The organism is Komagataeibacter sp. SM21 (assembly GCF_041402665.1).
Classification (GTDB): Bacteria; Pseudomonadota; Alphaproteobacteria; order Acetobacterales; family Acetobacteraceae; genus Komagataeibacter; species Komagataeibacter saccharivorans.
This window is the reverse complement of the sequence record NZ_JBGLOV010000012.1, coordinates 80,180-93,775: the sequence shown is the minus strand read 5'-3', so window position 1 is coordinate 93,775 and position 13,596 is coordinate 80,180. Positions and strand designations below refer to the sequence as shown.

At 59.9% G+C, this 13,596-nt stretch carries 12 protein-coding genes and 2 pseudogenes; 13 read left to right on the top strand and 1 reads right to left on the bottom strand.

Translation table 11 applies throughout. The features are described 5' to 3' along the window. From ACBR42_RS17220 to ACBR42_RS12385, 3 genes and pseudogenes are all read left to right on the top strand, one after another. Positions 1-110, top strand: a pseudogene (locus ACBR42_RS17220) (IS110 family transposase); the annotation flags it as partial. 141 nt (positions 111-251) lie between these two features. Continuing rightward, positions 252-672, top strand: a pseudogene (locus ACBR42_RS12390) (IS3 family transposase); the annotation flags it as partial. Positions 673-1,073: 401 nt separating this feature from the next. After that, positions 1,074-2,142 (top strand): IS630 family transposase gene (locus ACBR42_RS12385; protein ID WP_371208205.1). Its coding sequence is split into 2 segments (ribosomal slippage): positions 1,074-1,561 and positions 1,560-2,142, totalling 1,071 coding nucleotides; the frame shifts between segments, so codons are not numbered across the junction. On the opposite strand, the gene ACBR42_RS12380 is transcribed toward ACBR42_RS12385, so the two are convergent. After that, positions 2,108-2,992, bottom strand: a complete 885-nt coding sequence (locus tag ACBR42_RS12380) for an alpha/beta hydrolase (RefSeq protein WP_371208204.1) — start codon at positions 2,990-2,992, stop codon at positions 2,108-2,110. The genes ACBR42_RS12385 and ACBR42_RS12380 overlap by 35 nt on opposite strands. Positions 2,993-3,214: 222 nt before the next feature. Between ACBR42_RS12380 and ACBR42_RS12375 the strand changes: the two genes are divergently transcribed. The 10 genes from ACBR42_RS12375 to ACBR42_RS12330 all read left to right on the top strand — a co-directional run bounded on the left by ACBR42_RS12375 (position 3,215) and on the right by ACBR42_RS12330 (position 13,579). Further along, positions 3,215-4,618, top strand: a complete 1,404-nt coding sequence (locus tag ACBR42_RS12375) for a PLP-dependent aminotransferase family protein (RefSeq protein ID WP_371208203.1) — start codon at positions 3,215-3,217, stop codon at positions 4,616-4,618. Positions 4,619-4,958: 340 nt separating this feature from the next. Continuing rightward, positions 4,959-5,441, top strand: coding sequence for an MSMEG_0572/Sll0783 family nitrogen starvation response protein (locus ACBR42_RS12370; protein WP_010512648.1), 483 nt, complete (start codon positions 4,959-4,961; stop codon positions 5,439-5,441). Positions 5,442-5,465: 24 nt separating this feature from the next. Beyond that, the gene (locus ACBR42_RS12365) at positions 5,466-6,440 is read left to right on the top strand and encodes a Nit6803 family nitrilase (RefSeq protein WP_371208202.1); all 975 of its coding nucleotides are present in this window, start codon (positions 5,466-5,468) and stop codon (positions 6,438-6,440) included. Continuing rightward, positions 6,437-7,546, top strand: coding sequence for an MSMEG_0568 family radical SAM protein (locus tag ACBR42_RS12360; protein WP_371208201.1), 1,110 nt, complete (start codon positions 6,437-6,439; stop codon positions 7,544-7,546). The genes ACBR42_RS12365 and ACBR42_RS12360 overlap by 4 nt, the downstream gene beginning before the upstream one ends. Further along, complete coding sequence (locus tag ACBR42_RS12355) at positions 7,543-8,106, top strand: MSMEG_0567/Sll0786 family nitrogen starvation N-acetyltransferase (protein WP_371208200.1); 564 nt, start codon at positions 7,543-7,545, stop codon at positions 8,104-8,106. The genes ACBR42_RS12360 and ACBR42_RS12355 overlap by 4 nt, the downstream gene beginning before the upstream one ends. Beyond that, a complete protein-coding gene (locus ACBR42_RS12350) occupies positions 8,103-9,077 on the top strand; it encodes a sll0787 family AIR synthase-like protein (protein WP_371208209.1) in 975 nt (324 codons plus the stop codon). The genes ACBR42_RS12355 and ACBR42_RS12350 overlap by 4 nt, the downstream gene beginning before the upstream one ends. Further along, positions 9,074-10,252, top strand: coding sequence for an MSMEG_0565 family glycosyltransferase (locus tag ACBR42_RS12345; protein WP_371208199.1), 1,179 nt, complete (start codon positions 9,074-9,076; stop codon positions 10,250-10,252). The genes ACBR42_RS12350 and ACBR42_RS12345 overlap by 4 nt, the downstream gene beginning before the upstream one ends. Next, a complete protein-coding gene (locus ACBR42_RS12340) occupies positions 10,240-10,527 on the top strand; it encodes an MSMEG_0570 family nitrogen starvation response protein (RefSeq protein ID WP_371208198.1) in 288 nt (95 codons plus the stop codon). Before ACBR42_RS12345 ends, ACBR42_RS12340 begins: the two co-directional genes overlap by 13 nt. Positions 10,528-10,543: 16 nt before the next feature. Then, the gene (locus ACBR42_RS12335; RefSeq protein WP_371208197.1) at positions 10,544-11,791 is read left to right on the top strand and encodes an MSMEG_0569 family flavin-dependent oxidoreductase; all 1,248 of its coding nucleotides are present in this window, start codon (positions 10,544-10,546) and stop codon (positions 11,789-11,791) included. 15 nt (positions 11,792-11,806) lie between these two features. Then, entirely contained in the window at positions 11,807-13,579 is a 1,773-nt protein-coding gene (locus ACBR42_RS12330) for an AMP-binding protein (RefSeq protein WP_371208196.1), read from the top strand. Positions 13,580-13,596 lie beyond the last annotated feature (17 nt).

Here is a 13,596-nt window from a genome sequence, read left to right as displayed (position 1 = left end):
TAAAGGGAAAACACGCCAAGATCGCCATTACCGCAATCATGCGAAAGCTCATCGTCCTCGCAAACGCCCTGCTTCACAAAGATCGGCTTTGGATGCCAAAAGCCGCTTGACCACAACGGATACTCTTGGGAAAAAACGGCCGCAGACACTCCATCTGTTCATCCGTCAGCCAAAACAGGTCGCTCATCTTCAGTCTCCTTGCAGAGCCTGAATCAAAATTCCCTACACAAATCAATGGGTCCTGAGCCTAGGCGGTCGTCATCGATCTGTTCAGTCGTCGCGTGATCAGGTGGGCTGTCAGCAACCGGATGAAAAAGGATCTGGTTATCCGTGCCTTGGACATGGCGGTGCGGCGACGTGATCCGGCGCCTGGCTGCATTTTCCACTCTGATCGTGGCAACCGGTACGGCTCTCATGATTTCCAGAAAAAAATTGCTGGCCCATGGGCTGCTGGCTTCAATGTCCGGAAAGGAAAACTGTTTTGACAACGCTGCTGTCGAAACAGTTTTCGAAAGTCTGAAGGCCGAACGGCTCCGGAGACAGAACTGGTCCACCCGTCGCGAGGCTACGGCCGCCATCTTCCAGTATATCAATGGGTTCTACAATCCACGCCGAGGCCATTCATATCTGGGCGACATCAGCCCCCTCGCTTTCAAAGCAAGGGTGGCGTAATCACTTTCTGACCGGCACAAAACCGTCGCAAGTCCAGACTGGCGCATGGCATCCCGGTTCCGGCTAACAGGAGGCATCCAGATGGGATGCGTCTATGTGATCAATATCGGCTTCCCGGAAGAAAAGTAGTGAAAGCATCTGGTTCGCACACGCCCTGTTGTCGTCGGGAGATTTTGTTTGACTGCATCCCGGTTATCCTTACGGAACAGGCTGCTGAACAAAATGCCTGACGGTAGGGTAAACACAGATCCATATCCCAACAAGCGCCTTGTTCTATCTCAAGGCAGAAGTTCGGATCGTGGCATCCAGCCATGTAATACCAAAGGATGTAGCCACTGACTCGTATGTGAAGTGACGAACGGAGTTGGCTCTGTTTCTCTTGCTGCGGGAGGAACTGACTGATGACGAGGGCGGTGAAGCTACGGGATGACTATTCGGCCTCTGACCTGAGGCGGCTTGCGGCACGCAGTCGGCATGCGAATGCTGCGCGCCGACTTCTGGCCCTGGCGGCGATCCGTGACGGGGCAAACCGCACCGATGCAGCTCGCGTAGGTGGCATGGACCGCCAGACATTGCGAGACTGGGTTCACCGTTTCAATGCCGAAGGGCCCGATGGCCTGCGCGACTATCAGCACGCAGGGCCGGCCTGCCGTCTGAATGCCGCACAGCAGGCCGAATTGAAGGCGCTGGTCGAGGCGGGTCCGGATCGGCAGCGCGATGGCGTGGTGCGCTGGCGCCGCGTCGATCTACAACGCGTGATCGAAGAGCGCTTCGGCGTCGTCTATCATGAGCGTCACGTATCCACCCTGCTGAAACGGCTTGGTTTTTCCCATGTCAGCGCCCGGCCGCGTCATCCGGGGCAGGATCCTGCCGTCATGGAGGCATTCAAAAAACTTCCCTCGCATCCTGAGCGCCCACACCGGCCATCTGCCGAAGGGAAAGTCGATCGAGATCTGGTTCCAGAACGAGGCCCGGATCGGCCAGAAGAACGGCATCGTCCGGCAATGGGCCCGGCGAGGCACGCGGCCACGCCAGCCGGCCGACCAGCGCTACGACAATGCCTGGCTGTTCGGGGCGATCTGCCCGGCGCGCGGCAAAGCCGCTGGCTTGGCGCTTCCATTCACCGGCACGGCCAGCATGCAACTGCATATCGAGGAAATCTCGCGTTGCGTGACACGAGGGGCCCACGCGGTCGTCCTGCTCGATCGCGCCGGATGGCATACTACGCCCAAGCTCAAAATGCCCCGCAATGTCAGCCTGATCTTCCTACCGTCCCGTGCTCCCGAACTGAACCCGGTCGAGAATATCTGGCAGTTCCTACGCGCCAACTGGTTGTCCAATACCGTCTTTGACGGCATCGAGCACATCATCGACGCCGCCTGTTCCGCCTGGAACAACCTTGCCGACCTGCCGGAAACCATCCGATCCATCGGTCTCAGAAAGTGGGCTCATACAGGTCAGTCTCTATAACCGTTGGTATAATGATCCTGATAATGACCTCTGCCTCAATGCCGAAATAACCGTGTGGCGCAAGCGAACCACAGTTTTTTCCAGACCGGGTTTTACCGCCTGCCACCATTAACACGGTGACTTCATGACTGCCTGTCATGGCCGAGCCAATTCGCTTTGCGTCTTGTGACAGGGCGACGTTGCATCGATCATCGCGATTAGCAACAACAAGAACCGGCGGCTGTACCTTCTCTGGATGGGCACTGAAAACGGTTTCCCCGCTACTTCCCATAACGGACACCGATTCAGTCAGCACAACACCGGCAATATCCCCCGGAGCGGCATGGACCGCGCCATTGACGGCGGCAATCGCACCCTGACTTGTACCGATCAGAAAAACAGGGCCTGAATCCTGCCAGTGTACGAAAACGATGATATCCTCGACAAGATGGGCATAGCACGCGGAACTACGCTGCCCTCGAAGATTGATGTGGCCAACCGTGTCCGGAATGAGCACCGCATAGCCGTGCCTGTTCCATACCTCGCGGGTTCGCACGACGAAGTTGTCGGCATGCCGGATGCGCCCGTCCTGCCCGAGACCGATGTCACCTGTTCCGCCAGGAAACATGATGATCGTTGCCCGTGGCCGCTCCGGAGAACTGAAGATGGCCCGGACAGACCCGCCCACCCGGAGATGTATAGTCATAACACGTTCATCGATGTCCGGATCTACGATATTGGCAGTGGTCCCTGGGGCAGGACGGTCGCTGGCATCAGCCACTACTGACAGGAATGCGCAGCAGATAGCGAGCACAACCATTGTGCAGTGCCTGTATTCCGACATGGTCCTGCCGAGATCGATTCTGATCATCTCATCCTATTCTCGGACGAATAACTTCTCATCGCCTTAATTTCAGGTCTGGTCTTCCAGCCACCTTGTTTAGAACCTTCAGTCTCCCGCGGAAATACATTCCCGGTCGAGACGGGTAAGACCCCCTGCGCCGAATATCCAGTCTTGCCGGTATCGTGATTGCGCTGATTGTATGACATATGGTCAAATGGAATTTCATCGAATGTATGGAAATTCTATCCCATGTCTGCATACCCTTATCTTGCCCACTGGAAAGAAGAGATCAGCTGCAGTCCGAATGCGATTTACATGACGCTGGCTGATGCCCTGGCACTTTCCATCCGCAAGGGCGATCTGCGGGAAGGGGACAGGCTGCCGCCACAGCGAACAATCGCGGAGCATCTTGGCACCAATCTGACGACCGTGACCCGGGCGTTTACCGAGGCGCGGCGGCGTGGCCTGATTGACGCGACGGTCGGCCGGGGCACCTTTGTCCGTGTTGGTGCAGGGGAAAGCCACTGGCGTCATACCGGTCCCGCCGTGGTTGACCTGACCATGAACCTGCCGCCCATCCCGCAGGACCCGCCCCTTCAACGCATTATCCAGAGCGATATTACGGCCATCCTGAAGCAGCAGGATCTGAACAGCCTGATGTCCTATCGGGTAACGGGCGGCACACAGGAAGAACGCCAGCTGGGCGCGAAATGGATCGCGCCCGTCATCGGGCAGCGGCGAACGGACGAAATCCTTGTCTCACCGGGCGCTCAGAGTGCGCTTGCGGCGATCGTCAGCACGCACACCCAGCCCGGCGATGTCATTGTCACCGATCGTATTGCTTATCCGGGCATCCGGACCATCGCGGCGCAGTTCGATCTCATTCTGGTCGGTGTGGACAGTGACATGGAAGGGATGATGCCGGACCAGCTCGACCGGGTCTGCGCCGAGCATCATCCCCGGATGCTCTACTGCATCCCGACCATCCACAATCCCACCACAGCCACGATGTCCCTGCAACGACGCAAGGACATCCTGAAGGTCGCCCAGCGCCATCATCTGCATATTGCCGAGGACGACCCCTACAGTCTTTTGATGGACAATCCGCTGCCAGCACTTGCAGCCCTAGACCATAGCCGTGTCAGCTATGTGGCCACCCTCGCCAAGACGATCAGTCCTGGCCTGCGCACGGCTTATGTTGCCCTGCCCAATGCGGATATGACCCGGCGGGTTACGGCGGCCATCCGGGCCATAGCCCTGACCAATGCCGGCCTGCTTAGCGCGTTGACAGCGCGGTGGATGCAGACGCAGCAGGCCCATACGATCCTGCATGCCATCCGCACGGAACTGCGCCTGCGCCAGTCCATTGCCCGCAAGGTACTTGGGGAGGGGCACTGCATGAATCCGGACGGACCGCATGTCTGGCTGAAACTGCCTGACTGGTGGGGCAGTGCGGATTTTGTGGCCTATGCCCGCAGGCGGGGTCTGGCGCTGGTGCCCAGTACCGTTTTCACCATCAGTGGCGAGCCCCCGCAGCGGGCGCGGATCGCACTCGGCAGCGCACCGGACGCCGCGAGCCTTGAGGAATCCCTGCATGGAGTGCTGTCTGTCCTGCAGCACAAACGCTCCCCCGGTTTTGCCGATATTGTGTGACCGGATGGTAGAACCCGGAATTGACGAAATCTTCTGATTTCATGAGATGGAAGGCGGATATTCCGGAAAACAAAAAGGCTCTTTATTCACGAATGCGTGATTGTAAAATCGTGTTAAAACAGATACTTACGGTCAGTTCTTACGATTGTATGGTTGATGTATATTTTTTGTATGCCTCTGTCTTGGCATGAGAGGTGTGTCTGATTTTATTTGATCCGTTTGCACGCTTGTCAAAAGGCATACAATATTTTGGCTCTCCGCCATCCCGTGCCACGTTCGTCTCGGCAACGCGGTCAGTCCCGGCTTCCCGCCGGAGACCGCAGCACACGGGAGACATACCATGCCGAAAGTCGAACACGCTCCGCATAAAGATGGCGATTGCTTCGTCAATTATGAAAACAAGGTCTTCGAGGACGTCAAAGCCCAGCCCGGCGAAAAAGCCCTCATCACTTTTCATACCGTTGCCAATGAAGGTTCGGTCGGGTTTGTAAACCTTTTGCAGGCCACCCGCCTGATCCGCAAGGGTTTCGAGACGTCGGTGCTGCTGTACGGTCCGGGCGTGACCCTTGGTGTGCAGCGCGGTTTTCCCCGTCTGGGTGACGAGGCCTTTCCGGGGCACATGAACTGCAATAAGCAGATCGCGAAAATCCTTGAAGAAGGCGGCAAAGTCTATGCCTGCCGCTTCGCGCTTCAGGCCCTTTATGGCTACGGCGAGCAGAACCTTATCCCCGGCATCACGCCGATCAATCCGCAGGACGTGCTCGACATCATCCTGCTGGCCCGCCGCGATAACGCCTTCATCCTCAATACCTGGACTCTCTGAAGGCCGAAGGGAGGACCGCAAGCCATGTCCCGTATCGTTCGCGCCGCAGCCATCCAGATCAGCCCCGTCCTTGGTGACGATGGTCTGGGGACTGCCCGGAAAGTCTGTCAGGCCATCCGCGATGCCGCCGAAAAAGGCGTTGCGCTTGCGGTCTTTCCTGAAACCTTCGTGCCCTATTATCCCTATTTCTCATTCATCCAGCCGGCTTTCCGCTTCGGCGGCGAGCATCTGGCGCTTTACGAACGCGCTGTCGTCATCCCCGGTCCGGTGACGGACATGGTGGCCGAGGCCGCGCGCCAGACCGGCATGGTCGTAGTGTTGGGCGTGAACGAGCGCGATTTCGGCACGCTCTACAATACGCAGATCATCTTTGATGCGACAGGCGAGATCCTGCTCAAACGCCGCAAGATCACGCCCACTTACCATGAGCGCATGGTCTGGGGGCAGGGGGATGGTTCGGGGCTGAAAGTGGTGGAAAGTGCGGCCGGGCGCATCGGCGCTCTGGCCTGCTGGGAGCATTACAACCCGCTCGCCCGCTACGCGCTGATGACCCAGCATGAGGAAATCCACTGCGCACAGTTCCCCGGTTCTCTGGTGGGCCAGATCTTTGCCGACCAGATGGAAGTCACCATCCGGCACCATGCGCTGGAATCCGGCTGCTTTGTGGTGAACGCCACAGGCTGGCTCACGGAAGATCAGATCAGGGACATAGCGCGCGACCCTGCACTGGAAGGGCCGCTGCGGGGTGGATGCTTCACCGCCATCGTCTCGCCCGAAGGCAAGCTGCTGGGTACGCCGCTGACGGAAGGCGAGGGGATGGTGATCGCTGATCTCGATTTCGCCCTGATTACCAAGCGCAAGCGGATGATGGATTCCGTGGGGCATTACGCACGACCCGAACTGCTCAGCCTGCTTCATGACCGGAAGCCTGCCCGCACTGTCCATTACGTTGGGGAAGCCGATCTGTTTCCTGCATATACAGATGAGGTTGCGCCATGACCGTTCCAACACGCGGCACGCTTTCCGGCCGCAGGCTTGTCACTGACCTGCAATCCTTCGGGCTTCAGATCGGCGAGCAGACCGGGGGGATCGCCCGCAAGGGCGGCGCCGGTCCTTCCGACCACAAGACAATCACCATCGCGGGTCAGACCGTCATGGTTCCGGTTTATACGTCCGGTGCGCGACGGTCTCCGTTTCAGGCCAGTCTGCCTGACCAGAGTGGAACAAGCACGCTGCTGCGTGATGGTCAGACACTGGGCACGATCCATTTTCCGGCTACCCCGCGCTTTTATGGCCTGAGCACGGCGGACGGTATTCCTTACTGGAAGATCGCCCTTCTGCATGGTCGTGATACGCTGGCGACCACGGTGCACCAGACCTGCATCCGCTATGCCGACCGGCGCACGTCCTGCCAGTTCTGCGCCATCGGCCAGTCGCTGGAGGCCGACCGGACGATCGCCTGCAAGACACCAGCGCAGCTTGCCGAAGTGGCCAAGGCCGCCGTGGAACTGGACGGCGTGCGCGATATGGTACTGACCACCGGGACACCCAACGTGATTGATCGGGGCGCTGCCGTGCTGGCGGAATCAGCCCGTGCCATCCGGGCGGCAGTGAACCTGCCGCTTCAGGTCCAGTGTGAGCCGCCGCGTGACCACGGCTGGTTCCAGCGCCTGCGCGAGGCGGGGGCCGACAGTCTCGGCATGCACCTCGAAGCCGCAACACAGGCCGTGCGCGAGAAGATCATGCCCGGCAAGGCCACGGTCAGCGTCGATCGCTACATGGACGCCTTTGCGTCCGCCGTGCCGATCTTCGGGCGCGGGCAGGTCAATACCTACATTCTTGCAGGGCTAGGCGATAGCGCCGAAGACATTCTGGCTCTGGCCGAATGCCTGATTGCCCTCGGGGTCTATCCCTTCGTCGTGCCGTTCGTGCCCATTTCCGGCACACCGCTGGAAAATCACGCGCCGCCTTCAGCCGAGTTCATGAAATCCGTGCTGGCGCCGCTGGGCCGGATGCTGCGCGAGGCAAACATGAAATCCACCGACATCCGGGCCGGGTGTGGCCGATGTGGTGCCTGTTCCTCGCTCTCGGCGTACGAACAATGAGTGTGATGCTCGAAGGCGTGAAAGACCGGCCCTTCATCCCCACGGAATATGTCGTACGCCTTGCCCGCACACCGTGGGAACGTGCCGGTTATCATGCGCTGCGCCGCGAAGTGTTCTGCGCAGAACAGCACGTTTTTTCAGAGGATGATCAGGACGCAATCGATGCGGTTGCCATTCCCATCATCGCGGCCTGCTGTATCGCGGGAATGCCGGACCGGATCGTGGGCGCGGTACGTATCCATGAAGCCGAGCCCGGTGTCTGGCGTGGTTCCCGTCTGGCGGTCCATGCCGATCACCGCAAGCTCGGAAGGATCGGGGCGGAACTTATCCGTATGGCGGTCAGCACGGCGCACAGGCTTGGGGCCACGCGGTTCCTGGCACAGGTGCAGGAACAGAATGTGCTGTTTTTCCGCCGCCTGCACTGGAAGAGTCTCGGCGTCATCACGCTGCATGGCCTGCCGCATCACGACATGCAGGCCGACCTTGCGCGCTATCCGGCGCACGGTCAGGACCAGACATGGCTGCTGCGTCCGCAACCCCGACCGCGGCAGGTGGCGTGATGGCATACGAACTTGCCTCACTGCTGCGCACGTTGCGTCACGGTCGCGCCCTTGCGGGCAAACAGGATATTGCTGAAGCGGCTGCGATCCTGAAGCCTGCAAATCCTGATGCCATCCGCCTTGGCGATGACTGCGCTGCAATTCCGGACGGTAACGGCTATCTTCTGCTGGCCAGTGAGGGATTTCAGGACAGCTTTGTCCGCTCAATGCCGTGGTTTGCCGGGTATTGCGGCGTAATGGTCAATGTCAGCGACATCGCGGCCATGGGTGGTCGTCCGGTGGTCGTGGTGGATGCGTTGTGGAGCGATACGTCCGAGACGGCCGCGTCCATACTGACCGGTCTGCATGATGGAGCACGTACCTATGACGTGCCTGTTGTTGGCGGACATACCAACATGCGCAGCACTCACAACTCGCTGTCAGTGGCGATCCTTGGCCGTGCCCGTCATCTGCTGACCAGCTTCGATGCCCGACCGGGCGAGGTTCTGATCGCCGCCATCGACCTGCGTGGCCGCTGGCACGATCCGCACCCGTTCTGGGATGCAAGCTCCGCCCTGTGCGGCACCGAAGGGGCAGCACGTCTGCGGGGTGATCTCGAACTTCTTCCATGCATAGCCGAAGAGGGGCTAAGCCGTGCCGCCAAGGACATCAGTATGGCCGGACTGCTGGGGACTGCCCTCATGCTGGCCGAATGTTCAGGCGTGGGCATGACGATCACGCTTGATGACATTCCGCGCCCCGATGCCGCGCCTATGGAACGCTGGCTGTCCGCATTCCCCAGCTATGGCTATCTGCTTACGGCGCGTCCCGAAGATGCGGATGCGGTCATCGCCCGCTTTCATGGGCGAGGCATTGCAGCTTCTGCCATCGGCCAGTGCAATGAGACGCGGCGTGTGGATGTCACATGGACGGATGAGAAGGAAACCTTCTGGGATCTTGCCCGGACGCCGCTCATGGGGTTTGCGCCATGAGTCTGTCCATCGGCATCCTGACCCATTCCACCAATCCGCGCGGCGGTGTAGTGCATGGTATGGCGCTGGCGGAAGCCCTGTGCGATGCTGGCCATGACGCGACGCTGATTGCCCCGGATGTGACCGGGACTGGTTTTTTCCGCACGCCCCGCTGCGCCACATACTGTATTCCGGCTGTGCCGGAGACCGATCTGCCAACGCTGGTGGAACGCCGCATTGGTGAAATCAGGGACGCACTGCATGGGCAGCATTTTGACGTGCTGCACGCGCAGGACCCCATCAGCGCCAATGCGCTGGCCGATCTGGTGGAAAAGGGGCGGATACCGGGCTTTGCCCGCACGGTCCACCATCTCGATCATTTCTCTCCCCCCGTCCTTGCCGCGCGGCAGGAGCGGGGCTTTATGGCGGCGACCGAACTCTTTACCGTCAGCGCGATGTGGGAAAGTGCCCTGCGTGACGACCATGATCGCAAAGCGCCCGTTGTCAGCAATGGGGTTGATCCCGTGCGCTTTTCGCCCGCACCAACTACGCACGATACCTCGCTGCGGGCACGGTATCGTCTGCCGGCTGGCCATCGCCTGATCCTGACGGTCGGCGGCATCGAGCGCCGCAAGAATACCCTGCAACTGCTCGACGCGTTTCTTGCCCTTCGGCGCGAACAGCCTGATGTGCATCTGGTTGTGGCGGGCGGGGCTTCATTGCTGGATCATTCTGTCTACCGCACGCTGTTCGCGGCACGTCTGCGCGAAAGCGGTGCAGTGGATCACGTGACCATAACCGGACCGGTTGCGGATGACGACATGCCTGCCTTTTACCGGCAGGCTGCCGTGCTGGCTTATCCGTCCGTAACAGAAGGGTTCGGCCTGTGCCCGCTGGAGGCGCTGGCCTGTGGCACGGCTGCCATTGTGCCGGAGATTGCTCCCTTCACCGAGCACCTTTCGCGGGCGGATGCGCTGTGGTGCGACCTAACGTGTTCCGACACCCTGCTTCTGGCCTTGCGGGACGCGCTGAATGTCAAAAGCCGCGACCATTTTCGGGTCAGCGGCCCCGCAACGGCCCGCCGTTTCGACTGGCGCAGCGTGGCAGGTCGGCACCTCCCTGCGTACCGGCGTCTGGCTGCTCTATGGCATGCCGATGCCCCTGATTCAGGAGCTTTGTCACCATGCCCGAAATGACCTTTCGTGTGCGCTGGCCCGGTGGGAAGGAGACCGACTGTTACTCCCCATCGCTGGTCATAAGAGACCACTTCACGCCCGGTCAGGATTATCCGGTCCGGGAATTTCTTGAAAAGGCGCACACCGCCCTGACAGAAGCCAGCGAGCGGGTTCGCGCCCGCTACGGCTTCCCATGCAGCCGCGCCCTTGGCCAACTGCACGCCATTCGACAGGCCAGTGCGCCCTTCCTCAATCGACCCGATGCGCAGGTGCGTGTCCTGTCTTTCAGTTGTTGAGACGAAAAGAACGACCATGACACAGAACGAAAAAAGCATTCCCGTCATTATCGTGGGTGGCGGACAGGCCGGGCTCTCCATGAGCTGGTATCTCTGTCATGAGAAAGTGGAGCACATTGTCTTTGAAGCGAAGACGGCCTGCCATTCGTGGGACGATGAACGCTGGGACAATTTTTGCCTGGTCACACCGAACTGGCAGTGCGAACTCCCCGGTCATCCCTACAAAGGGAGCGATCCTCACGGCTTCATGGTGAAGCAGGAAATCATCGACTACGTCAAAGGCTTTGTTGAGTCCTTCAATCCACCGCTTCGTGAACACACGGCTGTCACCTCCATCACGCGCCATGAAGGCGGGGGGTATCGTGTGGCGGCGGGCAGAGAGACATGGCATGCAAAGCATGTGGTCATCGCTTCAGGTGCCTATCAGGATGCGGTTATCCCCGGCTATGCCAGTGCGATCGATCCATCAATCTCTCAGGTCCACTCACAGGATTACCGCAATGCCGCCCAGCTTCCGGACGGCGCGGTTCTGGTCGTGGGCAGCGGTCAGTCCGGTGCGCAGATTGTCGAGGACCTGTTCCTTGAAAAACGCAAGGTCCACCTTTGCGTCGGTTCCGCCCCACGCGTCTCGCGATTCTATCGTGGCCGCGATGTCGTGGACTGGCTTGCGGATATGCACTTCTACGATCTTACGGTGGATAATCACCCCCTGCGTGACGGCGCACGCGACAAGACCAATCATTATGTCACCGGCCGAAATGGAGGCCATGATCTTGATCTGCGGCTCTTTGCCCGGGAGGGCGTGGAGCTGCATGGCACGCTTAAGACAATCCGCGATGAAGTGGCGCACTTCGCGTCGGATCTTGCGGAAAACCTTGATGATGCGGACAAGACCAATGCCGACATCAAGAAATCCATCGACGCCTACATTGCACGTGAAGGGATCAGTGCTCCCGCCGAAGCGCCCTATGCACCCGTCTGGGAGCCCGATGGTAGCAACGCGCCGCTCGACCTGAAGGCCGCAGGTATCACCTCGATCGTCTGGTGCATCGGCTTCCGCCCGAACTATCGCTGGATCGACGTGCCTGTTTTCAACGGGGCCAACAAGCCGGTCTGGCATCGCGGCGTGACCGACGCGCCGGGATTCTACTTCCTCGGCCTGCCGTGGCTGCACACATGGGGATCGGGACGGTTCTCCGGTGTCTCGCGTGACGCCGCGTGGCTGGCCAGTCAAATCACCGGCAAAGACGTGCCCGTAGCCTGAACGGAGGTACGCGCCATGCTTGCATGGACGACATACGCGGCGATGTATGACGTAGCCCTGAACCAGCCTGAGACATTCTGGCTGGATGCGGCACAGCGCATCACATGGAAGCAGCCGCCAGTGACCGCATGCAGGACACGGGCGGATGGCTGGCATGACTGGTTTCCTGACGCCACGCTCAACACCTGCTACAATGCTGTGGACCGGCATGTTGAAAATGGTCGCGGCGGACAGGCAGCATTGATCTGGCATTCCTGCGCCACAAAAGAACGGCAGGTTGTAACCTACCGGGAACTGCAGGGCAGGGTGACCGGGTTTGCCGGTGGTCTGCGCTCGCTCGGGGTGGAAAAAGGCGACCGTGTCCTGATCGTCATGCCGACCATGATCGAAACAGCCATAGCCATGCTGGCCTGTGCGCGGATCGGGGCGGTGCATGTGGTGGTTTTTGCAGGTTATGCCGGGCCGGAACTGGCGCGCCGGATTGATGACGTGGCGCCGAAAGTCATCATCACCGCCAGTTGCAGCTTTCAGGGCCAGACAGCAATCCCGTCCGCACCTGCCCTGAATGAGGCACTGACCGAGGCCGCGCATCGGCCACAGGCCTGCGTGATCGTGCAGCGCAAAGCCTGTCCGGCCTCACTTCTGCCGGTGCGGGATCATGATTTCCACATGCTGGAACACTTCGCGCCAGCAGAGCCGGTCACGCTGCGTTCCGAAGATCCTCTCTATATTCTTCACACATCTGGTACGACGGGTCATGCGAAGGGCATTGTGCGCGACAATGGCGGTCATGCCGTAGCCCTCGCGTTGTCCATGGAACTGATCTATGGCTGCAAACCTGGTGATACCTTCTTCTCCACATCGGATCTCGGCTGGGTCGTCGGTCATTCTTATGGCGTCTACGCGCCGCTGATCAGCGGTTGCACCAGCGTAATCGTGGAAGGAGGCGCATCTGCTTCCGCCGTTCACACGCTCTGTCATGAGCACGAGGTGAAATGCCTGTTCACGACGCCAACACAGATGCGACTCATGCGACAGGAAAGCCACCATCTGTCAGGAGCAATCCTGCCTGCGCCGGCCCGTATCTTCGTTGCCGGGGAATATGCGGATCCAACCTTGCTGGACTGGGCGCGGTCGTATTTTCGTAAACCCGTGGTCAATCACTGGTGGCAGACCGAAACCGGGTGGAGCATCACCGCCCATTTCTTCGGCCTGCCCGAGCGTAAGCCGGTGGCGCTCATGAATGATATCGGACGGCCTGCGCCGGGATTCCGTCCGGCCATCGTGCCGTCCATCCCGGGGGAACGGTGCGGCGAGATTGTTCTCTCCCTGCCGTTGCCCCCTGGCTGTCTGGCGGGTGTCTGGAAGGACAGGACGATCCGTGCTCCTGCAGCGTATCTTGATGAAACACGCAGGTATTATCGTACCTTCGACGAAGGCATGATCGAGGCCAACCGCGTCGTTCATATGCTCGGGCGTTCTGACGACGTCATCAAGGTCGCAGGCCGGCGGATTTCGGGCGTACAGATCGAAAAGATCATTGCTTCTCACCCTGCCGTTCATGCCTGCGCTGTGGTTGCAACCCCGGATGAACTGCGGGGGCAGCGACCTGTCGCCTACGTGGTTCCTGATCCCGAGGTGGAATGCGCACCTTCTGCCGAGGAAATCGTAGCACGGGTCCACGAAGTTCTCGGGCGCTGGATTGGTCTGAAGGAAGTCCGCTTTGTCAGGCAGTTGCCAACCACCGTATCTGGCAAGATTACACGCAAACGTCTGCTGGTATCCTGATGGGTAGCAGTGCGGCA